Source organism: Nitratireductor aquimarinus (genome assembly GCF_017255295.1).
Lineage (GTDB): Bacteria > Pseudomonadota > Alphaproteobacteria > Rhizobiales > Rhizobiaceae > Nitratireductor > Nitratireductor aquimarinus.
Map to the genome: position 1 here is coordinate 545,492 of NZ_JAFKDE010000002.1, position 25,919 is coordinate 571,410.

The following is a 25,919-nucleotide window of genomic DNA, read 5'->3' on the forward strand; positions in this document are numbered from 1 at the left end:
GGCGCAAAGAGCGGGGAAGTATGCGGGCTCGGGGCTCCGATAATTATAGAGAAATACTGCATTACCTGGAGGCTGAGACGGCGCGGGGCCTGTTTGGAATGGGCGCTGGCAAGGCAAACGGCTCGGCTCTGCGAAAGCGTCTTTACGCGAGTGGCGACACGATTGCCGACATGGATGGGCAAAAGCGCGCCGTTCTTCTGGTCGTTTCGGGCTGGGTGGCAAACGGGAAGGAGCTGGAAGACGGCTCCAGAACCGTGGTCGATTTCTCGCTGACCGGTGACGTGATCACCGTGGGATCAACCGAGTGGTCGCGTGAGGAAGTGCGGGCGCTGACATCGGTGACGCTGTTCGAATTTCCCGGTGCGATCTACGAAAACCTTTCCAGCTATCCCCGGCATGTGCGCGAGTTCGTTCTCAAGGGAATGGCCCGGCGGTACGCCCGTGCGGCCGAGCATTTCGTGAATATCAGCCGCCGTGGCGCATTCGAGCGGGTTGCGCATCTTCTGCTCGAACTGTCCTTCCGTGTCGGCCTCTATGAGGGGCAGGGAGCCAGTTCCTTCGCCTGTCCGCTTACCCAGGTCGATCTGGGCGATGCGCTCGGCCTTTCGGTGGTTCACGTCAATCGCGTTCTGCGCAAATTGCGCGAGGGCGGGTATGTCTCCTTCCGGGGCGGGGTGGTGACGTTTCAGAACCGCGCCGGCCTGATCACGGCCACCGGCTTCGACGATGCCTATCTGGCTCTTTCCGATGCGGATGCCGCGCCTGTGGATAATTGACCCCTCGGGCACTCACGGAAGGGGTATTCGCGCGGCTCCCATAATCGTGATTGCCGCAATGCGAAGCGCATTTGATATAATCAGTATTAGACTTCAGATGTATGCGCCATATGCCCTGTGCGGAGCGCAGTGGTTATGAAATGAAGAGAACCAAATTCGCGAATTTATCATCTGATTGCAACTTTAAGTATCTATTCTGCAAGTATAATCATTTTGAATGATTCTTTAAATGCATTGATCCATGTTAATGCAAATTATCCCCAATTGTGAGGATAATAAATCTCCAAGTGATAGTCCTGATGGAAGCCTCTTGGGGAGGTTTCATTCTGCCGATAGTTCATCGGCGGGGCGGGCGGGGTGTGCAAACAATAAATATAGCGCTTTTCCGATGTCACTGGGGCTTGGTTTGAGTGAGTGTTGGGGAGCATTTGAAATGGAACAGGCAAAGGTAGGACATAGCAGTGATTTACATGGGATCATGAATGCGTCCGGCGGTGCACTTGCGGCATCGTCACGAAAGGACTGGGACGCAGCGGACAAGGACGCTGATCGCGAACTTGTTCTTTTGATCGATCCCCGGGTGCTGGACCGGGAATGCCTGGCCCGCAGCCTGGAAACTCAAAATCCTTCTCTTGAAATTGTTGCAGTCGGTTCTTCGGAAGAATGGCACAAGGCCTCCGGAGGACGTCATCCCGAGGCCGTTCTCCTGATTGTCGGGAGCCGCAAGATTTCCGAACAGGGGATCTGCGCGGAAATTCATGACCTGGCCGAGGAATTCGAAGAACAGCCGGTGATCGTGATCGCCGATACGGATGATCTGGGACAGATCCTCAAGGCGCTGGAAGCCGGCGCGAAAGGCTATATTCCGAGCAATGTCGGGGTCGATGTCGCCGCCGAGGCGATCCTTCTGGCCCGGGCAGGCGGTGTGTTCGTGCCGGCGAGCGGTGTGCTTGCCATGCGCGATGTCATCAACTCGAACAGCAGTCGTGTTGTCGGGCTTGGCAATCTGTTCACTGCCCGCGAAGCCGAAGTGGCGGAAGCGCTCCGGCGCGGCAAGGCAAACAAGATCATCGCCTATGAACTTCAGCTCTGCGAGAGCACCGTGAAGGTGCACATTCGCAACATCATGAAGAAGCTGAACGCGACCAACAGAACCGAGGTCGCTTACAAAATTCGCGAGATGCAGGCCTGACGGAGTGTACGCTCGTTTGATGCCAGACTGGGGCTGACCGTGAGGTCAGCCTTTTTGTTTGTTTTGGTCCGGTTTGGCGGAAAACGATTCAAAATCAGCGCATTTCAGGCCATTTCTGAATCGTTTTCTGAAATTCACGCAGCGTCTGCATTCGCCCGTTCAGGGAAGAGTTTGGCGAGCCCTTCGGGTGAGGCGTCGGCAATGCCGCGCTCGGTTATCAGGCCGCTGACAAGCCGCGCCGGCGTCACGTCGAAGGCCGGGTTGCCGGCGGGCGTCGCGTCCGGCGAAATGCGCACCTGGCGCACCTGGCCGCTCTCGTCCTTGCCCCAGACAAGCGAGACTTCGTCGCCCGAGCGTTCCTCGATGGGGATCTCCTTCACCCCGTCGCGCACGGTCCAGTCGATGGTGGGCGAGGGCAGCGCGACATAGAAGGGGACGCCATTGTCGCTTGCCGCCAGCGCCTTCAGATAAGTGCCGATCTTGTTGCAAACATCGCCATCGGCGGTGGTGCGGTCGGTGCCGACGATCACCATGTCGACCATGCCATGCTGCATCAGATGTCCGCCGGCATTGTCCACCACCAGCGTGTGCGGAACGCCGTGGCCGGCCATCTCCCAGGCGGTGAGCTGTGCGCCCTGATTGCGCGGGCGTGTTTCGTCCACATAGACATGCACCGGAATGCCTTCTTCCACCGCGTGGTAGATGGGCGAGGTGGCGGTGCCGAAATCGACGGTGGCGAGCCAGCCGGCATTGCAGTGGGTGAGGATGTTGACCGTTTCGCCGGGCTTCTTGCGCGCGGCGATTTCGCGAATGATTTCGAGCCCGTGGCGGCCGATGCTGCGGTTGAGCTCGACGTCCTCGTTGGCGATCTCGGCTGCGCGTTTGTAGGCGGCTTCAGCGCGTTCGCTCTCGGGCAGTTTGCCCAGAAGGCCGCGCATCTCGTCCAGCGCCCAGCGCAGGTTGATGGCCGTGGGCCGCGTTTCGTGCAGCGTTTCCCAGACCGCATCAAGGGCCGCGTCGGATGCGTCCTCGCGCATGCGCAGGGCGACGCCATAGGCGGCGGTGACGCCGATCAGTGGTGCGCCGCGCACCCACATGTCGCGGATCGCGGTGGCGATGCCGTCAACGGTGCTGACGGTTTCCACGCGCAGCTCATGGGGCAGCCAGCGCTGGTCGATGAGGTCGACGGACCAGCCATCCTCGTTCACCCAGATGGTGCGGTAGTGCTTGTCTGCGACCTTCATGACAGTTTCCCCTGGTCCAGTGCCTCGGCCAGCCGATCAAGTTCGGCCAGCGATTGAATTCTGTTGCGGTTGACGACGATGTGCCGGCCGAATTTGAGCGCTGCCGTCTCGCAGGAGGCGCGCAGATCTTCGTCGGCGATGTCCTCGAAATCGGCATTGTGGGCAAGGCCCAGAATGCGGCGGTGCATCTCGATGCCGGCAAAGCCCAGCATGTCGGTCCACAGATCGTGGATGACATGGTTGAGCGCCTGTTCGGCGGCGAGCCCATCCTCCTGATCTTCATAGAGGGCGGCCTGATAAAGCATGCCGCCGCGTTCCGTGCGCCAGAGATGGGCGAACTCGTCGCGGAACGTGTTCCATGTCTCGTCGATGACGCGCAGGAGATAGGCGCGCATGGAGGCGCGGCTGCCATTCTGCTCGTGCCCGCGCTGCGAGAAATAGGCCATCCAGTAATTGGCGATCAGCATGCCCACGTCGAAGGCCATGGGACCGTAAAAGGCGAATTCCGGATCGATGATGCGCGTGTCGTCGGGTGTCACCATGACGGAGCCGGAATGCAGGTCGCCATGCACCATGGTCTCCGCCCGCGAGGCGAAGGCGTGCTTCATGCGCTGGGCCTCGACTTTCAGGTCGCGGTCGGCGCGAAGCTCTTTCACCACCGCGTCGAGACCCGGCGTGTGCCGGTTCATCGGCGCTTCGAAATAGGGATCGGAGAAAACGAGGTTTTCGGTGATGTCGCAGAGTTCGACATTGTCGGAGAAGAGCGCGAGGTCGGCCTTGCGTTCCGATGCCTTCATGGAAAGGTCGGAGCCGCGGAACAGGGTGCGGGCCATGAACAGGCCGAGATCCCGGCCGATCTTCGGCAGCTCCTGGCCTTCGATGAGGGCGCGGCGCAGGATGATGTGCGGCGACAGGAACTCCATGGCGATCAGCGCCTGCGTCTCATCGAAATAATGGATGGCGGGCACGGTGCCGGGCGCGCGCTGCTCCTGGCGGGTGAGCGCGTGATATTCGAAGAAGGAGCGTTTCAGCGGCAGGGGCCAGCTGTCGCCGACGAGCCGCACATAGGGAAGCGCTTGCTTGATGATGAGCGTTTCGCTGCCGCCCTCGACGATGAAGACGAGATTGAGATTTCCGTCGCCCACCTCGCGGACCTCCCAGTCCGTGGGCGCACCGCCAAGCCGGTCGGCGATTTCCGGGATGCTGCCCAGGCGCGCCGGCAGGGTTTCCACCGTCAGGGCCTCAAAGGCGTTCTCTTTCATGTCTCTGTCTCCTCCCGTTCGCGCCGGTGCGCGCAAATCATGGCGTTCGCTCCTCATCCGCCCGCCAGCGCCTTCTCCCGCACGCGGGCGAGAAGGGCGATGGTCTTCATGTTTGCACCACCGGTTCTGACGTCACGCTACCAAGGCTCTGTCATTTGTCAATCATGTTGACAAATGCTTGTTACCTGTTAGCGTCACCTTGGGAGGAGAGCATGGGCGACACCGCGATTTTTCGCATAGCCGGCCTGACCAAGGCGTTCGGACCCAACGCCGTGTTGCGTGGAGTGGGGCTCGACCTGCGCGCCGGCGAGGTAACGGTTCTGATGGGCGCCAACGGTGCCGGCAAGTCGACGCTCGTGAAGGTCATGAGCGGCGTTCACCGCGCCGACCGTGGCGTGATGATGCTGGGCGACAGGCCCTTCTCTCCTGCCACCCCGGCAGAAGCGATGCGCGCCGGCGTGGTGACGGTGCATCAAAACATCAATGACGGTGTGGTGGGTGCGCTCGACGTGGCCAGCAATCTGGTGCTCGACCGGTTGAATGGCGCGGGCAGCGGCTTCTTCTTCAACCCGCGAAAGGTGCGGCGCGAAGCGCGTGAGGTGGCCGATCGCATGGGGCTCGGGATCGACCTCAGCGCCGAGGTGACCGACCTGCCGCTCGCCGACCGCCAGATGGTGGCCATTGCGCGCGCCATGGCGCATGAACCGCAGGTGATGATCCTCGACGAGCCCACCTCTTCGCTTTCAAGCAATGAGGCAGAACGGCTCTTTGCGCTGATCGACCGACTCAGGGCGCGCGGCGTCGCCATTCTCTACATTTCACACCGCATGTCGGATATCCGGCGTCTGGCCGACCGGATTGTCAGCCTGCGCGACGGGGCCATTGTCGGGCAGTTCGATGAAAAGCCGCTCGACTATGAGGGCGCGGTCAATGCGATGCTGGGCCAGAATCTGGGCCTGCACAGCATTGATGCGCGCGCTGCCGGGGCGCCGGTTTTCTCGGTCCGCGATCTGCGCATCGCACCGGGCGCAAAGCCGCTTTCCATGGAACTGGGCGCGGGCGAGGTGGTGGCGGTAACGGGGCTTGTGGGCGTCGGCAAGACGCGGCTTGCCGAAACGCTGTTCGGCATTCATGTACCGCTTGCCGGCTCCATGCAGCTCGATGGCCGGGCCTATGCGCCCAGAACGCCGGCCAGCGCGATCAGGGACGGCGTGTTTCTTGTCGCCAAGGACCGCGCCTCCACGGGCATCGTGCCGGAATTCAACATCTACGAGAATATGAGCCTGCCGTTTCTGCCGCGCTTCTCGAACATGAGCGTGACGCGGCGGCGGGCCGAACGGCAGACCGCGCGCGAGCAGATTGCGGACCTCAAGATCGTGTGCCGCTCCGAGCGCGACGATCTTGCGACCCTTTCGGGCGGCAACCAGCAGAAGGTGACGGTGGCGCGCTGGCTGACACAGCCCTCGCGGCTTCTGATCCTGGACGAGCCGTTTCAGGGCGTCGACATTGCCGCGCGCCATGACATTGCGGCCAAGCTGCGCGAAAGCGCCCGCGACCGCGCAACACTGGTCTTTCTGACCGAACTGGACGAGGCGCTGGAGACGGCGGACCGTATCCTCGTCATGTCCGAAAACACGATTGTCGGCGAGCATCGCAATGCCGACGTGGATATGGACCGACTGCTGGCCGAAGTTGCCGGCCAGCGTCTGGAACCCGCAGGGAGCGTTTAGAGAATGGACAGCCGTACGGCGGACAAGACCCCGGTTGAAACCCCGGCTGAGGCGCTGGCGCAGCCGAAAGACGGCCGCTCGCTGCGCGAGCTGGCAATCCGCTATGGCTTTTTGAGCCTGCTTGTGGGGCTGATCATTTTCTTCTCGCTTGCGACGCGCGGCTTCACCTCGCCGCAGGCGGCGGTCTTCATCCTGCAATCCGTTTCGATCACCGGCATTCTGGCGCTCGGCGTGACGGCGACGCTGGTGGTGGGCGGTTTCGACCTTTCCATCGGCTCCATCGCCACAAGCTCCATGATGGCGGCGGCCTATGTGATGGTGGTGCTGGAGCAGAACGCACTGGTGGCGGTTCTGGTGTGTCTTGCCATCGGCGCGCTGGTCGGGCTGATCAACGGTTTGATCATCTGCTATATGCGCGTGCCCGATCTTCTGGCGACGCTCGGCATGATGTTCCTGCTGATCGGTCTGCAGCGCATTCCGACCGAAGGGCGCTCCATCGCAACCGGCATGACGCTGCCCGACGGCTCGACCGCCGAGGGCACGTTCAGCCAGGCCTTTCTGGCGCTCGGGCGGCACCGGTTCGATCTCTTCATGGAGAACCTCGTGCCGGCCTCGGTGGTGGTGCTGATCGTGCTGGCGATCCTGATCTGGTTCTTCCTCGAATACACGCGGTTTGGCCGCATGATGTATGCGGTGGGATCGAATGCGCGCGCTGCGGAGTTTGCCGGCGCGCCGGTCAAGGCCTACCGCATCTGGGCCTATGTGATCTCGGGCGTCTTCGCCTCCATCGGCGGCATTCTTCTGGCCGCGCGCCTTGGGCGCGGCGACATCGCATCGGGCAACAATCTGCTTCTGGATGCGGTGGCGGCGGCGCTGATCGGTTTTGCGGTGCTGGGTGCAGCCAAGCCGAATGCGTTCGGCACGGCCATCGGGGCGCTGTTCGTGGGCGTGCTCCTGCAGGGGCTCACCATGATGAACGTGCCGTATTACACGCAGGATTTCGTCAAGGGCGCGGTGCTCGTCATCGCTCTGATCTTCACCTTTGCGCTGCTTGGGAGGAATGCCCGGTAGCGCCCGTTCAAAAGCAAACAGGCAGTGGAGGAGAAAGAGTATGGAAATTTCACGCAGACTTCTGGGCAAGATGGCCGTGGCGCTGGCCGGCGCGACCATGCTTCTGCCGGCAGCCGCCGGCGCACAGGACAAGCCCGCGCCGTTCGACAATCCGGGTGATGTGGAGATTGCGCTGGTGCGCTATCTTTCCACGGGCGACTTCTTCCAGGCTTATCTTTCGGGCGTGGAAAAGCAGTCCGAGGCGCTGGGTGTGAACCTGCGCGTGCTCGACAGCCGCCAGGACGCCGCGCTTCAGGCCGACATGGTGGATCAGGCGATTGCGCTTGGCGTTGATGGCATCATCATCCAGCACGGCCTGACCGAATCCATGAAGGAGGCTGCCCAGCGCGCCGTCGATGCGGGCATCAAGGTCGTGGCCTTCGACGTGAATGTCGAAAATGATGCGATCCCGCAGATCGAGCAGTCCGACCGGGATCTGGCGCGTCTGGCGCTTGAGCAGGCCGTTGCCGACAATGGCGAAGCGTGGAAGGCAGGCTATGTTTATGTGGCCGGCATTGCACCGCTCGATCGCCGCGACGAGACCTGGCGCGAATTCAAGGAAAAATATCCGGGCATCGAGGAAGTGGCGCAGTTCGGCACGCTCGACAATCCGATCGCCAACTCGGTCGCCAACCAGGCGCGCTCGGTGGTGACGGCAAATCCGGACATCCAGGTCATGTTCGCGCCCTATGACGAGTTCGCCAAGGGCGTGAAGATCGCCGTAGACGAGGCCGGCCTTTCCGATGGCATCAAGATCTATTCGGCTGACGTTTCGACGGCCGATATTTCGGCCATGCGTGAGCCGGGCAGCGCCTGGGTCGCCACCGCCGCCACGAACCCTGCCGTTGTGGGCGAGGTTTCGGTGCGCGCGCTCGCCATGCTTCTGGCCGGCGAGGAGCCGGGCAAGAGCGTCATCGTTCCGCCGACGCTGATCACGCAGCAGGCGCTCAACGATGGCGACATCAAGAACATGGACGATCTGTCGGCGAAGATGCCGCAGTTTGCCCATGCCGATGTGGCGGTGCCGGACTGGATGCCGCTGCCTGCGCGCGACTGAGGCAGTGCGTTGGGTGGAATGGAAAGGGCGGCTTGCGGGCCGCCCTTTTTGTTTGCGCGGAGATGGTGGTGCGTGCCCTTTCCCTCGCCCTTCGACAAGCTCAGGATGAGGGAAAGGGCAGGGATACGGGGTGCGGCTGGAAGCCGGGAGGCATATTTCGCGATGATATGACAACGCAAGCCCTCATCCTGAGCGCGTCGAAGGGCGAGGGCGGGATGGCGGGTGCGATCTTGTGAGCGTTGGCGTGCGCCCCTCATCCGCCTGCCGGCACCTTCTCCCCGCTGGCGGGGAGAAGGAAAGCGCGGCTCTTGGGCTGCCCTTTTGATTTGCCCTTCAGGCATGGATACCCGGCTCGGGGGCCGGGCATGACGAATGGGGGGCGGGATGATGCAGCTCGTCGGCATCCGAGATTGACGCCACCACTCCTGCCATTCGTCACCCTCGGGCTTTGACCCGAGGGGCCATGCCGGGACGGCCAATGCCCGTATGCCGGCGTCCTTATCGCAGGGCGGGTGCGATGTTGCGCGGGCCCAATGTCGCGCGAGAATGGATCGGTGAGGGCGGCTTTCAGGCCGCCATTGTTGTTTGCGCGGAGATGATGGTGCGTGCCCTTTCCCACGCCCTTCGACAGGCTCAGGATGAGGGAAAGGGCAGGGAGGCGTATGGCGGCTTGAAGTGTGCGGGAATGTTTTGTGATGACACAGCAACGCAAGCCCTCATCCTGAGCTTGTCGAAGGGCGAGGGCGGGATGGCGGGTGCGAGGTTGTGAGCGTTGGCGCTCGCCCCTCATCCGCCTGCCGGTACCTTCTCCCCGCTGGCGGGGAGAAGGAAAGCGCGGCTTTTGGGCTGCGCTTCTTGTTCTGCCGTTCAGGCATGGATACCCGGCTCGGGGGCCGGGCATGACGAATGGGTGGGGCGGGAGGATGCAGATCGTCGGCATCCGCGATTGACGCCACCACTCCTGCCATTCGTCACCCTCGGGCTTTGACCCGAGGGGCCATGCCGGGACGGCCAATGCCCGTATGCCGGCGTCCTTATCGCAGGGCGGCTGCGATGTTGCCGCCGTCGACGGTGGTGACGTCGGCGGTGGTGCGTTCGGCAAGGGCGTGGTTCAGGAAAGCCTGCGCCACGTCTTCGGCGCGCACTTCAAGGCCGAGAAGATTGCCGCCCATATAGTCCCTCTCCGAGACGCCGCGCGCGGTGGAGCGGTTGGCGATCATCTCGTTGGTGAGGAGGCCGGAGCGGATGCGGTCGGCGTTGACCGCGTTGGAACGCACACCGATGGAGCCGTAATCCAGCGCATATTGCCGCGAAAGGAACAGCGTTGCCGCCTTGGGCAGGCCGTAAGCGCCGAAATTCGCTCCCGGATTGACTGCCTGTTTGGAGGTGTTGAAGAGCAGAACGCCGCCGGTGCCCTGCTGTTTGAAGAGGCGCACCGCGTTCTGCGCCACGCTCTGATGGGCGAAGAAGTTGAGCTCAAAGCTCTGGCGCAGCGTGGCGTCTTCCAGCTCACCGATCTTGCCTTCCCAGGCCGCACCCGCGTTGGAGACCACGATGTCGACGCCGCCGAACACATCACGCGCCCTGTCGAAGGCGGCGCGCACGGCAGTCGCGTCGGTCACGTCCGCGCCGATGCCGATTGCGCCATTGCCAATGGATTTGGCCACATCCCTGGCCTTGTCGGCATGCATGTCGACGACGACCACATGCGCGCCCTGCGAGGCAAACAGCTTCGCCGTGGCTGCGCCGATTGCACCGGCGCCGCCGGTTACCAGCGTGACCTGGCCGGACAGCGGCTTGGGCTTGTTGGACGCGAGCTTGGCCTGTTCGAGAGACCAGTATTCAAGCTCGAAGAGGTCGGAGAGCGCCAGCGGATGGAAAGAGCCGATGGCCTCGGCGCCGGTGACGGCTTCCACCAGCATTTCGCCCACATCGGCGGCGATCTTCGCTTCCTTCATGCTGCGGCCATGGCCGATGAGACCGAGACCGCGCACCAGCGTCAGGCGTGGCATGGTGTCGAGCATGGTGCGCTCCACATCGTTGGCGGCGTTGTTGGTCTCGAAATAGTCCTTGTAGCGGTCCGAGAACGCGGCGACCTTTTCGCGGATGATCTTGCCATAGGCGTCGAGCTTGCCGGCCTCGGGGGCGGGCAGAACCATGGGGCCGGTCTTGATGCGGATCGAAAGATCCGGCGTGGAGACGCCGCGGGTGGCGAGCTCTTCGGCGGTGTCGGCGTTCACATAGTCGAGGATCTTTGGCGAGGTGCGGAAGTCGCAGACCATGCGGCCATATTTGCCTTCGCCCTCATCGATGGCGATCGCGCCACGCAGATAGGGCATGATCTGCGACGGGGTGGCGAGTTCCTTCGGCAGCGCCACCGGGTTGAACGGCGTCTTGCCGTGCCCGGCGACATAATCCTCGGCCATGGTGACGAACTCGATCATGAGATCGTAGGCCGTCTTGGCGTCCTCGGCGAAGGTGAAGATGCCGTGCTTGTCGAGGATCAGGCCCTCGACGGACGGGTTTGCGTCATAGATGTCGGCGGCTTCCTTGGCGAGGTCGAAGCCCGGCTTGATGTAGGGCACGAAGCCGAGCCGGTCGCCGAAGACCTTCTTGCAGAGCGCTTCGGAATCTTCCTGGTCAACCAGTGCGAGGATCGCGGTGGAATGGGTGTGGTCGACGAATTTGTGCGGCAGGAAGGCGTGCAGAAGCGTTTCGATGGACGGGTTGGGAGAACCCGGATCGATGAGGTTTGCACGCTGCATCGCCACCATGTCTTCATCCGACAGGGAGGGCAGTTCGCGGGCGGCCAGAAGCGCGTCCATCTTCACGGCAGGCAGGCCCTGTGGCTCGATCACGCCCATGTCCCAGCCGCTGCCCTTGACGCACAGAACATCATATTCGCGGCCCAGAATGTCGGTGGCGCGGCTCTTCAGCGAGGTGTTGCCGCCGCCATGCAGCACGAGGCGTGGCTCGCCGCCCAGAAGACGGGTCGTGTAGACGCGCAGCGCCAGGTCGCGTGCGACGCCCTTCTGCGCATAGTGCTCGACAAGCTTTTCGGCTTCGCTGTCTTTCCAGAGGTTCTGCATGTCTGTCCTGTACGTGTCTTGAAGGGTTGCGCTTGCCGGCGTCAATCAGGCCGGGGTGGGTCAGGCTGGCGTTGATCAGGCCGGCGTGGGTTCACTGGCGGTGTGGTGCTTCAGAAGCTTCGTCGCCATGGATGACGTGGTCACCAGATGGGTGAAGAAACGGCCGGCGATGGCGGCCTGCAGGGGCTCGAACTTCTCGTCCTCCTGCACCACCATGAGCCGCCGGGGAATGGCGCGGATGGCGTCGAAATCGGCAGAGATCATGCGCCGGTTGTAATCGCAGTCGAGCAGGGTGCCGTCGGCGGTGATGATCTGCCCGGCAATGACGCCGGTCGCGCCCATTGTTTTCAGCCGTTCAAGCTCTTCAAGGCTGAGCGCGCCGCATTTGATAACGTGGCTGTCGGCGTCCAGCGCGCCGACCGTGAAGAGCGCCATGTCGCAGGCGCTGATCCCGTCGAGCTGCTCGCGGATGACCGGCTCCTCGCGCAGGGCGCGCGCCAGCTCCTCGGTGCTGAGCACCAGCGGGGCGTAGAAATTCAGACCCTTGGCGTTCAGCCGGCGGGCAATCTCCATGGTGCACTGGTCGGGACGGTAGGCATAGGGCGAGCCGAGATTGCCGCACATCTCCACCACCGTGACGCCCTCACGGTCGGCGTAGCTCATCGCATCGGCGATGTCGTAGACGGTGCGGCCCCAGGCAACGCAGACCTGATTGCCGTTCTCGACCATCTCCAGAAACACATTGGCAGCAAGCGTGGGGATCTCGGAAGCGGGAGAGGGCGAAAGCGCGTCCTCGCCGACGAGCCAGACGGTCTCAAGGCCGAACGCGTCTTCCATCTGGCGGGCAAGACGCTCGCCGCTGAAGAGATGCGTGGAGGTGGAGATGTTGACGATGCCGGCTTCGCGCGCCTTGCGCAGATAAAGCGCCACGGACGCGCGCGAAATGTTCAGCCGCTGCGCAACCTCGTCCTGACGCAGGCCGTGCGTGTAATAAAGCCAGGCGGCCTTGTGTATGATCTGTTCTGCCGGACGATAAGCCATTCCGCGCCTCCTTTCGACATTATTCATGGTGATTGACAAAAGTCAATTCGTCGCCGGGAAGAAGCGCGAACCATGGGGAAGCGGGTCTTGTAGTCATGACGGGCAGGCATGACGGATCGGGTGATCCGGACAAGAGAAAGGCCGGGATGCATGTGCATCCCGGCCTTTGCAGATTTTAAGGGGCAGCGCGGGGCGCTGCCAGTCAGATCAGTAACCCTGCGGGCAGCGCGCTTCGTAGCGGCGGCCATACTCGTCGCGGTAGACGCAGACGTTTCTGTTTTCCTGCGAACGACCGACCAGAGCGCCGGCCACGGTGCCGACTGCGCCGCCGATGAGCGCGCCTTCAACCTTGTTGCCGGAAGCGAGCGCGCCGATGGCTGCGCCGCTGGCGCCGCCGAAGGCTGCGCCCTGCTGGGTGGGGGTGCAGGCCGCAACGCCCAGAAGCAGCGCCGGAACGATAAGCAGTGACTTTTTCATAAAACCTCTCCAACTCTTTTCTTGATCATAAGCTTCGAAAGCCAATTTGGTTCCGCTTGAAGCTGTCTGATATAACAATGTCCCTATCGCCGTATACCATGCACATGAAATCCGGCAAAACTCGGTATCACAAGCATAGTTTGTGACGATTTAAATCCTAATTCTGTGAATTCCCCCGTTCAAACGGAGGTGGTTCCGAAGGCGAAACAGGCATTTGGGCGAGAATCACCCCTTTTGTTGAACTTGCCGTGTTCCGCTAGCCGACTATTTGACTGATTCTGGTCTCAATCCACACCGTTGAGGTCGCATACAGACCATGTGCGATGGCGCTTTTGGGCCAAATTTTCTCCTGTGGAGGAGCGCTCCGGTGGTGGGCGGCCATACTGTCGTTTGCTTCCAGCCCTCGGACAGAGATGGAGTGAAACATGTCAAATCAAGTCATTGAGGAGGACCACGGACTCGAGCCGGGGCAAGACAATGTCCGTCTGCTTGGTCTTGATGTTCACAATCCCGTATTCTTCATTTCCGCCGTGCTGATCGTCGCATTTGTGATCGTCACGCTGATTTTCCGCGATATCGCCGGCGAAGCGCTTGGCGGTCTCAGGGTCTGGCTGACCTCGACCTTTGACTGGGTCTTCATGCTGTCGGCCAATCTGTTTGTTCTGTTCTGCATTGTGGTGGCGTTGACGCCGCTCGGAAAGGTCAGGCTGGGCGGCAAGGACGCCGTGCCCGAATATTCCTATTCCGGCTGGTTCGCGATGCTGTTTGCCGCCGGCATGGGTATCGGCCTGATGTTCTTCGGCGTGCTTGAGCCGATGTATCATTTCAACAATCCGCCGCTCGGCCTCACCCCGCCCGTTGTCGACGGACAGCTGGTTGCGGAAGCGGTTCCGGCCGCCCGCGAAATGGGCATGGCGGCGACCATCTTCCACTGGGGGCTTCACCCCTGGGCGATCTACGCGGTTCTGGCGCTTTCGCTTTCGCTTGCCGCCTATAACAAGGGTCTGCCGCTCTCCATTCGCTCGGCCTTTTTCCCGATCCTCGGGGAGCGCGTGCGCGGCTGGGCGGGGCATCTGATCGACATTATGGCGGTGTTCGCCACGCTGTTCGGCCTGGCCACATCGCTGGGGTTCGGTGCGTCGCAGGCGCTGGCCGGCCTCAACGAGCTTTACGGCGTTCCCAACACCGACACGGTCAAGGTTCTGCTCATAATGTGCATTACCGGCGTGGCGCTGGTGTCCGTGGTGGCGGGGCTCGATGCGGGCGTGAAGCGCCTCTCCGAGATCAACATGGTGCTCGCCATCCTTCTTCTGGGCTTCGTCATCATCTTCGGCCCGACGCTGGCGATCATCACCGGCTTCTTCTCCAACACATGGTCCTATGTGAAGGAGCTGCCGCAGCTTTCGAACTGGATCGGCCGTGAAGACACCGGCTTCATGCATGGCTGGACCACGTTCTACTGGGCGTGGTGGATTTCCTGGTCGCCTTTTGTGGGCATGTTCATCGCCCGCGTCTCGAAGGGGCGCACGGTGCGTGAGTTCATCGTCTGCGTGCTGATCATTCCGACACTGGTTTCCATCCTCTGGATGACCACGTTCGGCGGCACGGCCATGAACCAGTTTCTTGCAGAAGGCTATACGGGCGTTCAGCAGACGGTGGTGGACTATGTGCCGGAGCTTTCGCTGTTCGCGATGCTGGCTGATCTGCCGCTGGCCAGCATCAGCTCGCTGATCGGCATCATTCTGGTGATCGTCTTCTTCGTAACGTCTTCGGATTCGGGGTCGCTGGTGATCGACACGATCACTGCCGGCGGCAAGATCGACGCGCCGGTGGCGCAGCGTGTCTTCTGGGCGCTGTTTGAAGGGCTGGTGGCGATCGTGCTGTTGCTCGGCGGCGGGCTGGCCGCGCTTCAGGCGGGCGCAATTGCGACCGGTTTCCCGTTCGCGATCCTGCTCGTGGTCATGCTTTATGCGACCTACAAGGCGCTGATGAGCGAGCGGGCGGCCGGGAACTAAATTTCGGTCTTCGCCTTAAGAGAAGGCCCCGGTGCGAAGCGCCGGGGCCTTTTTGTGACGTAGTGCGCGCGTCCGGTCATCCATTTGGGTCCCCGTTCTGTAGGAAGTTCGAACTTCCCGCAGTTTATGCTGAGGCAACAAGGAGCACTCCGGGTTTCGTTTTTGGGGCGAAGTGGCCAATGATCTCGCTAAACAGGTCGACGTGTTTTCTATCCAAGGGATGCGGTTGCGCAGAAAGGTTTTGACAGACAAAAAAGGTATACCTATTTTGGTATAAATGGAGGGGTGGGAGATTGGCGCGGAAGCAGGAACGATCCATCAAGTGGCTCTACGACTCGAAGAAGCGCCTGCTCGATTTCCCCACGGATGTTCGAACGCAGGTTGGATACGCATTGAGCGAGGCGCAGATGGGCCGGAAGGCAGACTACACCAAGTCCATGAGCGGACTGGGTGCAGGTGTTTTCGAGATTGTAGCGGACCATGATGGCGACACCTATCGTTCCGTATACGCCGTGAAGCTTGGAGAGGACATCTATGTCCTGCATTCGTTTCAGAAGAAATCGAAGACCGGGATCAAGACACCGAAGCCCGACATCGATTTGATCAAAGCCAGACTGAGCAGGGTGAAGCAGGAACTCGCTGCGGCAGAGAAAGTGGAAAGGAAAAAGAGATGATCGAAGATCAGTCCCCATTGGAGGTTGAGGTCGGAAGTGGCAACGTCTTCGCCGATCTCGGCCTTGAAGATGCACCCGAGCTGAAGCTGAAAGCCGCCATTGTTGGCCAGATCAATTCGATCCTGCTCCATCGCCATCTGACTCAAGTCCAGGCCTCCGAGCTCCTGGGGCTGCCACAACCGAAGATCTCCGCACTCAAGAACGGAAAGCTGCGAGGCTTCTCCCTGGAGAAGCTTCTGGAGATCATGGTGAAACTCGATCGAGACGTTGAAATTGGCTTTAGCAAGTCTTCCAAGAAGGAGGGTTCGCGATATTTCATCCGCAACGAAAAGGTCAGAACGCCCGTCGCCGCCTGATTTGGTAAGCATCTGAAGGACACGAAAAGGCACCGGCGCCAAGCGCCGGGGCCTTTCTGGTTCTGCAATCAGGTGCCGCCCTGTGCGGGCGGGGCTTCGGCCTTTTGGGTGGCCGCCAGATAATCGCGGTAGCTCACGCATTTCACGTCATCCATGCCGCAAACGTCGCCGGCGAAACGCTCAAGTGCATCCCAGTACGCGCCGTCATTCATGAGGGTGAAGTGGAAGCCGAGCTGGAGGGGCGTGCGGCGTCCATCATACTCCTTCTTGAAGGACGCCATGAATGCATCATGGGTGCGCTTCTCGAAGGCCGGGGCCGCCTCGGGCTTCTCCTTGCCGCCGGAATGGCGGACATAAAGATTGTAGTCCATGGCGATGACCTGCCTCTCGCGTGGCCCCTCCGGGATCAGCGGAAGCGAAAAGCGCACGACGCCGCCACGCGCTTTCGGCAGGGCAGGCCCGCGCGACACGGTGCTGGCGTCATAGGCAAAACCCTTTTGAGCGAGAGTCTGGAACAGGCCCTTGTTGGTGGAGAGGTAGGGCGCGCGGAAGCCGTGGATTTCGTTGCGGGCGAAATCCTGCCACTCTTTCGGCTCGCCTTCGATCTCGTTGAGCTTCCAGGCATTGGCGACGATATTGCTGAATTCGTCGAACTCCTGGCCCCAGTCGGCCGCGCTCCAGTCCTTGCCGTCGAAATGTCCGCAGCCATGGCTGGCGATTTCGTGCCCCTCGGAACGCGCGGTCCAGATCTGGCCGAGCCGGCCCTCGACATCCTCACGGCTGTAACCGCTGCCCACATTCGAGCGCCCGCGTGACATGCCCGGCGCTTGATAGGTTTTGCGGGTCTCCGGCGAGAGCAGGTAGACGCAGGAGAGGAAATAGGTAAAGCGCGCACCGGTCTTTTCGGCGATTGCGCGGCTGCGCTGCCACTGCTCCAGATGGAGCGCGCCATCGAACGAAATGATCACATATTGCGGCCTGGCGGTCTGAGACTTGTCAGTTGGTGCGGCATCGTCGGCGAAACAAGAGCTTGTCAGCGCCAGCGCGGACGCCCCGGCGCAGAGTAATTTGAGCATGATCTCAATATCCAGAATGCAAAGTCGACGCAGCGGTAGCGAACAAATATGGCCGAGTTTGGAAGGCAAAGACCTGTTGAAACAAGACGCCATGAAAAGGCCGGAAATCAACAGAATGAGGTGGAATCGCGCTCGCCCCCTTCCATGGCGACAAATTTAGTCTAAAAAGCCCGAAACCGGGAACATTGCGGGACATCCCGCTAAACATGGGTCGCATATGTCCGACGACAGTTTTATTCGCGAAGTCAACGAAGAGCTCCGCCAGGATCAGTTCAAGTCGCTTTGGCGTCGATTTGGCCCGGTCGCCATTGGTGCGGCCGTGTTGCTCGTGGTCGCTACCGCCGGCTATGTGGGCTATGAGCGCTGGACCTCTTCGCAGGCCAATGCATCGGGTGACGCGTTCTCGCAGGCGCTCGATCTGGCACGTCAGGGTGAAACCGCAGAGGCGCTGGCCGCATTCGAAGAACTCGAGGGAAGCGGCTATGGCTCCTATCCGCTTCTGGCGCGCATGCGCGCAGCCACGGTTCTGGCGGCTGACGGCGACGCCGATGGTGCGGTCGCCGCATTCGACGAGATTGCCGCCGACAAGTCGGTGACCGACGTCATTGCCGATACGGCAAGGCTGCGGGCCGGCCTGATTCTGGTTGACCATGGTTCCTATGCGGATGTTGCAGCCCGCGTCGAGACGCTGACGGCCGACGGCAACGCGCTGCGCCACACGGCGCGCGAGGCGCTCGGTCTGGCAGCCTGGAAGGAAGGCAAGCGCGACGATGCGCTGACGCTTTTCCAGCAGATTTCGGGCGATGCAGCCGCGCCGCGCAACACGCGTCAGCGCGCCGAAATGATGGTGGAACTGATTCTCGGCTCAGGCCCGGCTGAATAGCCGTAACCGGTGTAACTCTATGGCTTTCAAGCTTGCAATCATCGGCCGACCCAATGTCGGCAAGTCGACGCTGTTCAACCGGCTCGCCGGGCGTCGTCTGGCCATTGTCGATGACACGCCTGGCGTCACGCGCGACCGGCGTTCGCATCCTGCGCGCCTGCAGGATCTTCGTTTCGAAGTGATCGATACGGCGGGGCTGGAGAGCGCCGCCGCGCCGACACTCGAAGGGCGCATGCGCGTTCAGACGGAGCAGGCGATCGAGGAAGCAGACATTGCGCTGTTCATGATCGATGCGCGCGTCGGCGTGATGCCGGACGATGCGACCTTCGCCAATCTTCTGCGCCGCCGCGGCAAACCGGTGGTGCTGGTCGCCAACAAGATGGACGTGAATGCCGCCCGCAGCGGCGTTCTCGATTCCTGGGAACTCGGGCTTGGCGATCCGGTCGAGATTTCGGCGGAGCATGGTCTGGGCATGTCCGACCTGCGCGACGCCATCGTTGAGGGGCTTGGCGAAGACGTGGCGCTGGCTGAAGAGCCGGAAGACATCATCGTCACGACGGACGAAATTGCGGTCGGCGAGGACATCGAGCCCGATTCGGAAGAGGAGGCGCATTACGACACCTCCAAGCCGCTGCGGATCGCCATTGTCGGCCGACCCAATGTGGGCAAGTCGACCCTCATCAACGCACTTCTGGGCGAAGATCGCATGCTGACGGGGCCGGAAGCCGGCATCACGCGCGATTCGATCTCTGTCGACTGGCAGTGGCGCGACCGCAAGATCAAGCTGTTCGATACGGCAGGCATGCGCCGCAAGGCGCGCGTGCAGGAAAAGCTGGAAAAGCTCTCCGTCGCTGATGGTCTGCGGGCCGTGCGCTTCGCCGAAGTGGTGATCGTGGTGTTCGACGCGACCATTCCCTTCGAGAAGCAGGATTTGCAGATCGCCGACCTGATCATGCGTGAGGGCCGTGCGCCGGTCATCGCGTTCAACAAGTGGGACCTGATCGAGGACCGGCAGGAAACGCTGGCCGAACTGCGCGAAAAGACCGAGCGGCTGTTGCCGCAGGTGCGCGGGCTTCAGGCCGTGCCGATCTCGGCAGAGACGGGGCGTGGCTTCGACAAGCTGATGGAAGCCGTCGAGAAGACGCACCGCACCTGGAACAGCCGCATCTCCACCGGCCGGCTCAACCGCTGGCTCGAAGGCGCGACCACGCAGCACCCGCCGCCGGCCGTTGCAGGCCGCCGCCTGAAGGTGAAGTACATCACGCAGATCAAGACGCGTCCGCCGGGCTTTGTGGTCTCGTGCTCGCGTCCAGAGGCGATGCCGCAATCCTATGTGCGCTATCTGGTGAATGGTCTGCGCGAGACCTTCAACCTCCATGGCGTGCCGATCCGCATGGCGCTGCGCACCTCCGACAACCCCTATGCGGGGCGGGCGAAGAAGCGTCGCTGAGAGCGGTGTGACGCCACATCACAAGGTTTTTGAACGGGCTCTGCATGGCAGGGCCCGTTTTTTCTTGGCTGCCTGTGTCTGCCTGCGGGCACGCATTCGACCGCGTTAACCAGTGATCAAGGTTAACCAATTATGGTTTTTGCAATTGGGTCGAGTTGCGTAGCGGAGAGTGTGGGTGCTTCGTCGGACAGGAAATGTACCGCGTAAAGCGGATGGAGAATCACGTTCGCTTCTCGCGCCGGCAGTGGTGGCGCTAGGGTTCTGGATCGGCTTTCCGGGCGTGGTCGCACATCAGGACATAGCCGGGCTGGTTTCTGGAGAGGAGAGTGCGGCGCCGCGCTGGGCCGCCTATCTGGAGAAATCGGTAGCCGGTTCCATTCATCAGGCCGAGATGCCTTTCATTGACGGCGATCTGAAGACGGGCAGTATTTCCGGCTCGGGCATCGCTGCACCTGGCATTGGCGCGGTGGCGTTTCGCGGCAAGAAGGGGTTCACCGGCACGACGCCGGACGAGGCGCGCATCAACCGCGCCGACAAGACCGGCCGTCTGGTGCAGGTGATGCCGGTTCAGCCGCCGCGCCTGTTCGAGGCGGGCACGATTTTTGAGAAAACCAGCTTCCTTCTGGAGCAGCCGAAGGCCGACCAGAAGCTGATGGCCTTCGTGAAGCCGGACATTCAGGGCGAAGAGGTGCGCATCGCCTCCGCCTTTTACATGAAGCGCGACAGGAAGGCCGATCCGGACATGCCGCGGGCGATTGCGGCGCTGGTCAACAATGACCGCGCCGACATTCTGGCGACCGCCTACGCGCCGCCGGAGCCGGACTATGCGAAGGCCTCGCCCTTCGCCAGCATTCTGCGTGAGGAAGAGCCGCAGGGTGGCCGCTTCATTCCGCCGGTCAGCGCCAAGGATCATCCATGGGCGCGCAGCCCGCTGCCTGCCGAAGTGTTTTCGGACCGCGAGCAGCAGTGTCTGGCTGCCGGCATCTATTTCGAGGCGCGCGGAGAATCGGTCGAGGGACAGGCCGCCGTTGCGCAGGTCATCTTGAACCGCGTGCGCAATCCCACCTATCCGAACAGCATTTGTGGCGTTGTCTATCAGAACGAGAAATGGCGCAATCGCTGCCAGTTTTCCTTCGCCTGCGACGGCATTCGTGACCGGGTGAAGAGCCCGGGCCACTTCAAGACCGCGCAGGACGTGGCGATGGCGACGACGGCCGGCAAGATCTGGCTGCCGGAGGTTGGCTCCTCCACCCATTACCACGCGACCTATGTGCACCCCCGCTGGGCGGGCGCGATGCAGCGCATGAAAAAGATCGGGCAGCACATTTTCTACCGCACTTATGGCGGCGGCTGGAACTGATCCGGCCTTTCAAACGGGGTCGCGCGGCGGGCGGAATTTACCGATGACCCGCCGCGATTCCCGTTCTCAGCGCGCCATTTGGCGCTGCGCGCATTGTCGCAGCAAATCATCGCATTGTTTTTGAATGCCTTTTCGCCTTTGTGAATGGCTGCAACAGCGGCTTGACTGGGGCGAGGGCGCTCACTATGTTGCGCGCGACTTTCAAGCGGATAGCCGCTGACCAGCAAACCCGGTACGGAGATTGCGGTGGCCAACAAGGATCAGCCGGACGAATTGGAACGCCGGCGCGCGGATCTGGAGAAGGCACTCGCAGAAAAACGGCCGGAATCGCGGGACGGCGACGAGGGGAAGACGAAGGGCGATATGGCGGGCGTCGGACAGGCGCTCAGACTATCCAGCGAGTTCATTGCCGGCGTTGGTGTCGGCGCTGCTCTTGGATGGGGCATCGACCATTTTGCCGGAACGTCGCCCTGGGGGCTTATCATTTTCCTGCTCCTCGGTTTTGGGGCAGGGGTTCTTAATGTCCTGCGTTCGTCAGGACAAATTGCTGAATTCGGGGTTCGCTCGTCGCAGAGCGGGCAGAATCCCGAGAAGAAGTGAACGGCGCAAGAGCGCCATTATAGAAGCGAGGGGGTCCAGGTGGCCAACGATCCGATCCATCAGTTCCAGATCTCCAAATGGATTCCGATTGAGGTCGGCGGACTGGATTTCTCCTTTACCAACTCCTCCGCCTTCATGGTTGCGACGGTGGTTGCCGCCGGCGCATTTCTCTTCCTGACGACCTCCAGCCGCGGCCTGGTGCCCGGCCGGCTGCAGTCGATCTCGGAGATGTCCTACGAATTCGTGGCGTCCATGTTGAGAGATTCGGCAGGATCGCACGGGATGCGGTTCTTCCCGTTCGTGTTCTCCATCTTCATGTTCGTCCTGATGGCCAACCTGCTTGGCCTGTTCCCATATTTCTTCACCGTGACCAGCCACATCATCGTCACCTTTGCGCTTGCGCTTCTGGTGATCGGCACCGTGGTCGTATACGGCTTCCTGAAACACGGTTTCGGCTTCCTCAAGCTGTTCGTGCCACAGGGGGTTCCCGCTGTTGTCGTTCCGCTGGTGGTGCTGATCGAGATTGTCTCGTTCCTTTCGCGCCCCGTCAGCCTTTCGGTTCGTCTGTTCGCCAACATGCTGGCCGGTCACATCACGCTCAAGGTATTCGCCGGCTTCGTCACTTCGTTGAGTGCGTTCGGCGTTGCCGGAGCCGCCGGTGCCGTGCTGCCGCTCATCATGACGGTTGCGATTACCGGCCTCGAGTTCCTCGTCGCCTTCATGCAGGCCTACGTCTTTGCCGTCCTGACCTGCATGTATCTGAACGACGCCGTCCATCCCGGCCACTGATCAAGAGGTTCCAACGACTGGCTTCGTTCCGGCCCTGAAAGGGCGGGTAGAGGAAAACAGGTTTCACCGGCGGTCTTCCGCCAAGTCTGAAGAAAACACGCAAATCCGCGATTACAAGGAGTTTCAAAATGGAAGTAGAAGCAGCAAAGGCTATTGGCGCCGGTATCGCCTGTCTCGGCATGGCTGGTGCAGCACTCGGCCTCGGCAACATCTTCGGCAGCTACCTCTCGGGCGCACTGCGCAACCCGTCGGCAGCAGACGGTCAGTTCGGCCGCCTGATCTTCGGCTTCGCCGTGACGGAAGCACTCGGCATCTTCTCGCTGCTCATCGCTCTGCTCCTCCTCTTCACCTAAGCGCGCCATTCGCGTGCGTGGCCGGCCGCTCAAGGGCGTCCGGCCGGTTTTAAGAGAGGTAGACAATGTTTGTGGCATCGGCATTCGCAGCCTCGGCGCAGGACGCCGCGGAAGCGACCCATTCGGAAACCGGCGTGGCGTCGGAAGGCGCTCACGAAGCTGGCTTCCCGCCCTTCGATTCGTCCACATTCCCGTCGCAGATTCTGTGGCTGGCGATCACTTTCGGGCTGTTCTACCTGTTCCTCAAGCGCGTTGTGCTGCCGCGTATCGGCGGCATTCTGGAAGTGCGGCGTGACCGCATTGCCCAGGACCTCGACCAGGCTGCGCGGATGAAGGAAGAGGCGGATCAGGCTGTTGCTGCCTATGAGCAGGAACTCGCCGACGCTCGCAAGAAAGCCAATGTCATCGGTCAGGAAGCCCGCGACGCCGCAAAGGTGGAAGCGGACGCCGAGCGTCAGCAGATCGAGAAGGATCTCGATGCCAAGCTCGCCAAAGCCGAGGAGCGCATTGCTTCGATCAAGGAAACGGCCATGAAGGACGTGGGCGCCATCGCTGAAGACACGGCGGCATCCATCGTTCAGGAACTGGTCGGCGGCCGGCTCGACACGACTGCAGCGAAAGCTGCCGTCAAGGCCGTCAAGCAGTAGGAGAAGGCCATGGACGCGACATTCTGGGCGTTTATTGCCCTGATCATCTTCCTGGGCGTTCTTGCCTACTTCAAGGTGCCGGGAATGATCAACGGCGCGCTCGACGGACGTGCCGAGCGCATCCGCAACGAGCTGGACGAAGCGCGCAAGCTGCGTGAAGACGCGCAGCAGCTGCTCGCCGAATACCAGCGCAAGCGGCAGGAAGCCGAGCAGGAGGCGCAGGACATCGTCAGCGCCGCCAAGCACGAGGCCGAGTTGATCGTCAAGGAAGCCAAGCAGAAGACGGACGAGTATGTCGCCCGCCGGACCGCTCTGGCCGAGCAGAAGATCGAGCAGGCTGAAGTGGATGCGGTCAACGAAGTGCGCGCAAGCGCCGTCGATCTGGCCGTGGAAGCAGCTCGCGCCGTTCTGGCCGACAAGGTGGACGCCAAGACCAGTGGCGATCTCTTCAAGGCTTCGCTTCAGGACGTTAAGGCGAAGCTGAACTGATCGGCTTTTCCAGACGAAATCTCAAAAACGCCGCCGGTCTCCGGCGGCGTTTTTGTTTGTGCAGAATTCTGAAGGGCGGTGGAGGGCTTTCCGGTCGGGCAGGTGCGGGAAGCGGATGCCTTCACAAGCCGTGCGTTCTCATCGGCATACAGGCCGTAAAAAGATCACACGGGGGCGGGTTCATAGGGAACGTCGAGGAGCGTGCAGAGCTCGCTCAGGCATTCCTCGAAGGCTGGCTCCATGTCCGTATAGGCGAAGGCCATCTGCCCGAACACTTCCATGCACAGATGCCCATAGAGGCGGATCCAGCATTTTAGGAAAACATGCGCCGCGTCGGGCGGCAGGATGTTCCCGTTCTTCTCGCTGAAGGCGATGAGCTGCTCCACCTGAACGGGGGGCATGTCGTCGAGGTTCGGAATGGGGAAACGCTGCGTCTCCCATATCTCGGCAACCTGTTCGAGAAACACCTCTCCAAATGCACCGCAGCTTGCCGCGTCATCGTAGAGGGGCGCGGCGGCATCGCCTTTCGTCTCCACCGGGCTTGCAAACAGCCAACCGAACTCGGCCGAATGATCAAGCGCCCAGCCTCTCAGTGCGCGGCATGTGGCCCCGAGACGGCGTGCAGGCGTGTCGGCATGTGGTAGTGATGCGGCCTGACGCATATGCGCCACCAACTCGTTGAAGAACTCCCTGCGGAGCGCCTCGATGAGGGCCGCCTGGCTTGGATGGTAGCGGTAGAGGGCAGGGCCGCTCATGCCCATGCGGCGGGCGATCGCATTGATGGTGACGGCAGCGCTGCCCTGCTCGACCAGCAGGGCGCGGGCGATGTCGTGAATCTCGCGGAATGTGGCGGCGCGCTGCATCTCCTTGCGGGTCAGCGTGGGGATATCGTCGGCAGGTTTCATATTGTCCGTTACAGATAATAATTTTAGTTATAGTATCTAACTGAACTGAGATGCGCAAACGGAGATACGCATGACCGTGCTGGTGGCTGGACTGGTGCTTTTCCTCGCAGTGCATTCGCTGCGGATCGTTGCGCCGGAGATGCGCGCCCGGGTGATGGCGGAGCGGGGCAAAAACGCCTGGCTGTTGCCCTATACGGCAGTATCGCTCGCAGGCTTTGCGCTCATCGTCTGGGGCTATGGGCTGGCGCGCATGGACCCGGGGTTGGTTTATGCGCCGCCGCTTGCGCTGCGGCATGTGGCGCTGCTCGTGCTTCTGCCGGTTTTTCCGTTGCTGATTGCCGCCTATGTGCCGAGCCGCATCAGGGCTGCCGTGGGGCATCCCATGCTGGTGGCGACCGTCCTCTGGGCGCTGGCCCATCTGATGGCGAACGGCACGTTTGCCGATGTGATCCTGTTCGGCGGTTTTCTGGTGTGGGCGGTCATAGACTGGCGTTCGGCGCTTGCGCGTCCCGTCAGTTCGTCTGCGAAGGTACCCGGCGGATGGGCCGGGGATGCGGTCGCAGTTTTAGGCGGGCTCGCGATCTACGGAATTTTTGTCGCCGGGCTCCATGAGTGGCTGATCGGCGTCTCGCCTCTCTGAGGAGGGCGAGGGCGCGTTCAGATCGCGCAGGGGCGCAAAGGTCATGCGGTGGAGGCGAAGCACTGCGCCGTGCTCTGTGATCGCCGTGCGGTGTCGCTTGGTGCCGTAACCCATATGGGCCTCGAAACCATATGGCGGGGCGATTTCGCTTGCCCGGCCCATCATGCGGTCGCGTGTGACCTTGGCGACGATGGAGGCTGCGGCGATGGACTGGCTGCGCTGATCGCCCTTGACGACGGCGCGCGCCGGGCAACAGAGGCCGGGCGGCACATCGCGCCCGTCTGCAAGGGCAAAGAGCGGCGTGACGCAGAGACCGGCAGTCGCACGGCGCATGGCCTCAAGGCTCGCGCGCAGAATGTTGGTTTCGTCGATGCTGGTCGCGCAAAGAGAGGCGACGGACACGCTGACCGCCATGTCCAGAATGTTCTCATAGAGACGGTCGCGCGCCTCGGCGGAGAGACGCTTGGAATCGTCCAGCCCTTCGGGCAGCCGGTTGCCATCCAGAATGACTGCGGCGGCCACCACGGGACCGGCAAGCGGGCCGCGGCCGGCCTCATCCAGACCGGCGACAGGCGCCATGCCTTCGCGCATGAGTGCCGCTTCCATCTGGAAATCGGGACGAACGGGGAGGTCGAAGAGAGTGGGAGAATCGGAACGCGTACGAGCCATGGTGCGGCGATGCTCGCATCGGTTCCGATTCTCCG

General features: G+C 61.8%; 25 protein-coding genes. 17 read left to right on the top strand and 8 right to left on the bottom strand.

Annotated elements, in window-relative coordinates; translation table 11 throughout:
• The first annotated feature begins 98 nt into the window (after positions 1–98).
• Positions 99–776 (top strand): Crp/Fnr family transcriptional regulator, encoded by a 678-nt coding sequence (locus JYP46_RS02900; RefSeq protein WP_222473833.1) that lies wholly within the window; start codon positions 99–101, stop codon positions 774–776.
• Positions 777–1,209: 433 nt separating this feature from the next.
• Positions 1,210–1,968 carry a response regulator transcription factor gene (locus tag JYP46_RS02905; RefSeq protein WP_113154468.1) on the top strand — a complete coding sequence of 253 codons (759 nt, stop codon included), beginning with the start codon at positions 1,210–1,212 and terminating at the stop codon, positions 1,966–1,968.
• 134 nt (positions 1,969–2,102) lie between these two features.
• On the opposite strand, the gene mtnA is transcribed toward JYP46_RS02905, so the two are convergent.
• A complete protein-coding gene (gene mtnA, locus JYP46_RS02910; protein ID WP_206547217.1) occupies positions 2,103–3,212 on the bottom strand; it encodes an S-methyl-5-thioribose-1-phosphate isomerase in 1,110 nt (369 codons plus the stop codon).
• On the bottom strand, positions 3,209–4,474 hold the full coding sequence (gene mtnK, locus JYP46_RS02915) for an S-methyl-5-thioribose kinase (RefSeq protein WP_206547218.1): 1,266 nt from the start codon (positions 4,472–4,474) through the stop codon (positions 3,209–3,211). The genes mtnA and mtnK overlap by 4 nt, the downstream gene beginning before the upstream one ends.
• Positions 4,475–4,686: 212 nt before the next feature.
• Here mtnK and JYP46_RS02920 point away from each other — a divergent pair, with 212 nt between their 5' ends.
• From JYP46_RS02920 to JYP46_RS02930, 3 genes are read left to right on the top strand one after another with little or no spacing between them, the layout of a single operon-like run.
• A complete protein-coding gene (locus tag JYP46_RS02920) occupies positions 4,687–6,204 on the top strand; it encodes a sugar ABC transporter ATP-binding protein (RefSeq protein WP_206547219.1) in 1,518 nt (505 codons plus the stop codon).
• A gap of 3 nt (positions 6,205–6,207) precedes the next feature.
• Entirely contained in the window at positions 6,208–7,275 is a 1,068-nt protein-coding gene (locus JYP46_RS02925) for an ABC transporter permease (RefSeq protein ID WP_222473835.1), read from the top strand.
• A gap of 40 nt (positions 7,276–7,315) precedes the next feature.
• Entirely contained in the window at positions 7,316–8,371 is a 1,056-nt protein-coding gene (locus tag JYP46_RS02930; protein ID WP_113154472.1) for a substrate-binding domain-containing protein, read from the top strand.
• A gap of 1,034 nt (positions 8,372–9,405) precedes the next feature.
• Here JYP46_RS02930 and JYP46_RS02935 read toward each other — a convergent pair.
• The 3 genes from JYP46_RS02935 to JYP46_RS02945 all read right to left on the bottom strand — a co-directional run bounded on the left by JYP46_RS02935 (position 9,406) and on the right by JYP46_RS02945 (position 12,978).
• Complete coding sequence (locus JYP46_RS02935) at positions 9,406–11,460, bottom strand: bifunctional aldolase/short-chain dehydrogenase (RefSeq protein WP_206547220.1); 2,055 nt, start codon at positions 11,458–11,460, stop codon at positions 9,406–9,408.
• A gap of 75 nt (positions 11,461–11,535) precedes the next feature.
• A complete protein-coding gene (locus JYP46_RS02940; protein WP_206547221.1) occupies positions 11,536–12,501 on the bottom strand; it encodes a sugar-binding transcriptional regulator in 966 nt (321 codons plus the stop codon).
• Between the two features lie 207 nt (positions 12,502–12,708).
• Complete coding sequence (locus JYP46_RS02945) at positions 12,709–12,978, bottom strand: YMGG-like glycine zipper-containing protein (RefSeq protein WP_113154475.1); 270 nt, start codon at positions 12,976–12,978, stop codon at positions 12,709–12,711.
• A gap of 425 nt (positions 12,979–13,403) precedes the next feature.
• Between JYP46_RS02945 and JYP46_RS02950 the strand changes: the two genes are divergently transcribed.
• From JYP46_RS02950 to JYP46_RS02960, 3 genes are all read left to right on the top strand, one after another.
• Positions 13,404–14,993, top strand: a complete 1,590-nt coding sequence (locus JYP46_RS02950; RefSeq protein WP_206547222.1) for a BCCT family transporter — start codon at positions 13,404–13,406, stop codon at positions 14,991–14,993.
• Between the two features lie 293 nt (positions 14,994–15,286).
• On the top strand, positions 15,287–15,667 hold the full coding sequence (locus tag JYP46_RS02955) for a type II toxin-antitoxin system RelE/ParE family toxin (protein ID WP_206547223.1): 381 nt from the start codon (positions 15,287–15,289) through the stop codon (positions 15,665–15,667).
• The gene (locus JYP46_RS02960) at positions 15,664–16,023 is read left to right on the top strand and encodes a helix-turn-helix domain-containing protein (RefSeq protein WP_206547224.1); all 360 of its coding nucleotides are present in this window, start codon (positions 15,664–15,666) and stop codon (positions 16,021–16,023) included. The genes JYP46_RS02955 and JYP46_RS02960 overlap by 4 nt, the downstream gene beginning before the upstream one ends.
• A gap of 68 nt (positions 16,024–16,091) precedes the next feature.
• Here the strand turns inward: JYP46_RS02960 and JYP46_RS02965 are convergent, their stop codons facing one another.
• A complete protein-coding gene (locus JYP46_RS02965) occupies positions 16,092–17,099 on the bottom strand; it encodes a polysaccharide deacetylase family protein (RefSeq protein ID WP_222473836.1) in 1,008 nt (335 codons plus the stop codon).
• A gap of 217 nt (positions 17,100–17,316) precedes the next feature.
• On the opposite strand from JYP46_RS02965, the gene JYP46_RS02970 reads away from it, so the two are divergent.
• From JYP46_RS02970 to JYP46_RS03005, 8 genes are all read left to right on the top strand, one after another.
• Positions 17,317–17,982 (top strand): tetratricopeptide repeat protein, encoded by a 666-nt coding sequence (locus JYP46_RS02970; RefSeq protein WP_206545816.1) that lies wholly within the window; start codon positions 17,317–17,319, stop codon positions 17,980–17,982.
• Positions 17,983–18,001: 19 nt separating this feature from the next.
• Complete coding sequence (gene der / locus JYP46_RS02975) at positions 18,002–19,432, top strand: ribosome biogenesis GTPase Der (RefSeq protein WP_113154478.1); 1,431 nt, start codon at positions 18,002–18,004, stop codon at positions 19,430–19,432.
• Between the two features lie 175 nt (positions 19,433–19,607).
• A complete protein-coding gene (locus JYP46_RS02980) occupies positions 19,608–20,792 on the top strand; it encodes a cell wall hydrolase (RefSeq protein ID WP_206545817.1) in 1,185 nt (394 codons plus the stop codon).
• A gap of 246 nt (positions 20,793–21,038) precedes the next feature.
• Positions 21,039–21,392, top strand: a complete 354-nt coding sequence (locus JYP46_RS02985; RefSeq protein WP_206547225.1) for an AtpZ/AtpI family protein — start codon at positions 21,039–21,041, stop codon at positions 21,390–21,392.
• Between the two features lie 39 nt (positions 21,393–21,431).
• Complete coding sequence (locus tag JYP46_RS02990; protein ID WP_113154481.1) at positions 21,432–22,181, top strand: F0F1 ATP synthase subunit A; 750 nt, start codon at positions 21,432–21,434, stop codon at positions 22,179–22,181.
• Between the two features lie 128 nt (positions 22,182–22,309).
• Entirely contained in the window at positions 22,310–22,534 is a 225-nt protein-coding gene (locus tag JYP46_RS02995) for a F0F1 ATP synthase subunit C (RefSeq protein ID WP_009451405.1), read from the top strand.
• 65 nt (positions 22,535–22,599) lie between these two features.
• On the top strand, positions 22,600–23,181 hold the full coding sequence (locus tag JYP46_RS03000) for a F0F1 ATP synthase subunit B (protein ID WP_113154482.1): 582 nt from the start codon (positions 22,600–22,602) through the stop codon (positions 23,179–23,181).
• 9 nt (positions 23,182–23,190) lie between these two features.
• Positions 23,191–23,670 carry a F0F1 ATP synthase subunit B gene (locus JYP46_RS03005; protein ID WP_113154483.1) on the top strand — a complete coding sequence of 160 codons (480 nt, stop codon included), beginning with the start codon at positions 23,191–23,193 and terminating at the stop codon, positions 23,668–23,670.
• Positions 23,671–23,834: 164 nt separating this feature from the next.
• Here the strand turns inward: JYP46_RS03005 and JYP46_RS03010 are convergent, their stop codons facing one another.
• Positions 23,835–24,575: a TetR/AcrR family transcriptional regulator gene (locus JYP46_RS03010; RefSeq protein ID WP_206547226.1), complete on the bottom strand. Its 741-nt coding sequence runs from the start codon at positions 24,573–24,575 to the stop codon at positions 23,835–23,837.
• 70 nt (positions 24,576–24,645) lie between these two features.
• Between JYP46_RS03010 and JYP46_RS03015 the strand changes: the two genes are divergently transcribed.
• Positions 24,646–25,215 (top strand): NnrU family protein, encoded by a 570-nt coding sequence (locus JYP46_RS03015; protein ID WP_206545821.1) that lies wholly within the window; start codon positions 24,646–24,648, stop codon positions 25,213–25,215.
• Here the strand turns inward: JYP46_RS03015 and JYP46_RS03020 are convergent.
• Positions 25,141–25,884, bottom strand: a complete 744-nt coding sequence (locus JYP46_RS03020) for a ribonuclease HII (protein WP_113154486.1) — start codon at positions 25,882–25,884, stop codon at positions 25,141–25,143. The genes JYP46_RS03015 and JYP46_RS03020 overlap by 75 nt on opposite strands.
• Positions 25,885–25,919: the final 35 nt, after the last annotated feature.

Excerpts from the sequence above, each read along its gene's own strand:
- JYP46_RS02900 (WP_222473833.1), top strand. The coding sequence starts at position 99 with ATGGGCGCTGGCAAGGCAAACGGCTCGGCTCTGCGAAAGCGTCTTTAC.
- JYP46_RS02905 (WP_113154468.1), top strand. The coding sequence starts at position 1,210 with ATGGAACAGGCAAAGGTAGGACATAGCAGTGATTTACATGGGATCATG.
- mtnA (WP_206547217.1), bottom strand. The coding sequence starts at position 3,212 with ATGAAGGTCGCAGACAAGCACTACCGCACCATCTGGGTGAACGAGGAT.
- mtnK (WP_206547218.1), bottom strand. The coding sequence starts at position 4,474 with ATGAAAGAGAACGCCTTTGAGGCCCTGACGGTGGAAACCCTGCCGGCG.
- JYP46_RS02920 (WP_206547219.1), top strand. The coding sequence starts at position 4,687 with ATGGGCGACACCGCGATTTTTCGCATAGCCGGCCTGACCAAGGCGTTC.
- JYP46_RS02925 (WP_222473835.1), top strand. The coding sequence starts at position 6,208 with ATGGACAGCCGTACGGCGGACAAGACCCCGGTTGAAACCCCGGCTGAG.
- JYP46_RS02930 (WP_113154472.1), top strand. The coding sequence starts at position 7,316 with ATGGAAATTTCACGCAGACTTCTGGGCAAGATGGCCGTGGCGCTGGCC.
- JYP46_RS02935 (WP_206547220.1), bottom strand. The coding sequence starts at position 11,460 with ATGCAGAACCTCTGGAAAGACAGCGAAGCCGAAAAGCTTGTCGAGCAC.
- JYP46_RS02940 (WP_206547221.1), bottom strand. The coding sequence starts at position 12,501 with ATGGCTTATCGTCCGGCAGAACAGATCATACACAAGGCCGCCTGGCTT.
- JYP46_RS02945 (WP_113154475.1), bottom strand. The coding sequence starts at position 12,978 with ATGAAAAAGTCACTGCTTATCGTTCCGGCGCTGCTTCTGGGCGTTGCG.
- JYP46_RS02950 (WP_206547222.1), top strand. The coding sequence starts at position 13,404 with ATGTCAAATCAAGTCATTGAGGAGGACCACGGACTCGAGCCGGGGCAA.
- JYP46_RS02960 (WP_206547224.1), top strand. The coding sequence starts at position 15,664 with ATGATCGAAGATCAGTCCCCATTGGAGGTTGAGGTCGGAAGTGGCAAC.
- JYP46_RS02965 (WP_222473836.1), bottom strand. The coding sequence starts at position 17,099 with ATGCTCAAATTACTCTGCGCCGGGGCGTCCGCGCTGGCGCTGACAAGC.
- JYP46_RS02970 (WP_206545816.1), top strand. The coding sequence starts at position 17,317 with ATGTCCGACGACAGTTTTATTCGCGAAGTCAACGAAGAGCTCCGCCAG.
- der (WP_113154478.1), top strand. The coding sequence starts at position 18,002 with ATGGCTTTCAAGCTTGCAATCATCGGCCGACCCAATGTCGGCAAGTCG.
- JYP46_RS02995 (WP_009451405.1), top strand. The coding sequence starts at position 22,310 with ATGGAAGTAGAAGCAGCAAAGGCTATTGGCGCCGGTATCGCCTGTCTC.
- JYP46_RS03000 (WP_113154482.1), top strand. The coding sequence starts at position 22,600 with ATGTTTGTGGCATCGGCATTCGCAGCCTCGGCGCAGGACGCCGCGGAA.
- JYP46_RS03005 (WP_113154483.1), top strand. The coding sequence starts at position 23,191 with ATGGACGCGACATTCTGGGCGTTTATTGCCCTGATCATCTTCCTGGGC.
- JYP46_RS03010 (WP_206547226.1), bottom strand. The coding sequence starts at position 24,575 with ATGAAACCTGCCGACGATATCCCCACGCTGACCCGCAAGGAGATGCAG.
- JYP46_RS03015 (WP_206545821.1), top strand. The coding sequence starts at position 24,646 with ATGACCGTGCTGGTGGCTGGACTGGTGCTTTTCCTCGCAGTGCATTCG.
- JYP46_RS03020 (WP_113154486.1), bottom strand. The coding sequence starts at position 25,884 with ATGGCTCGTACGCGTTCCGATTCTCCCACTCTCTTCGACCTCCCCGTT.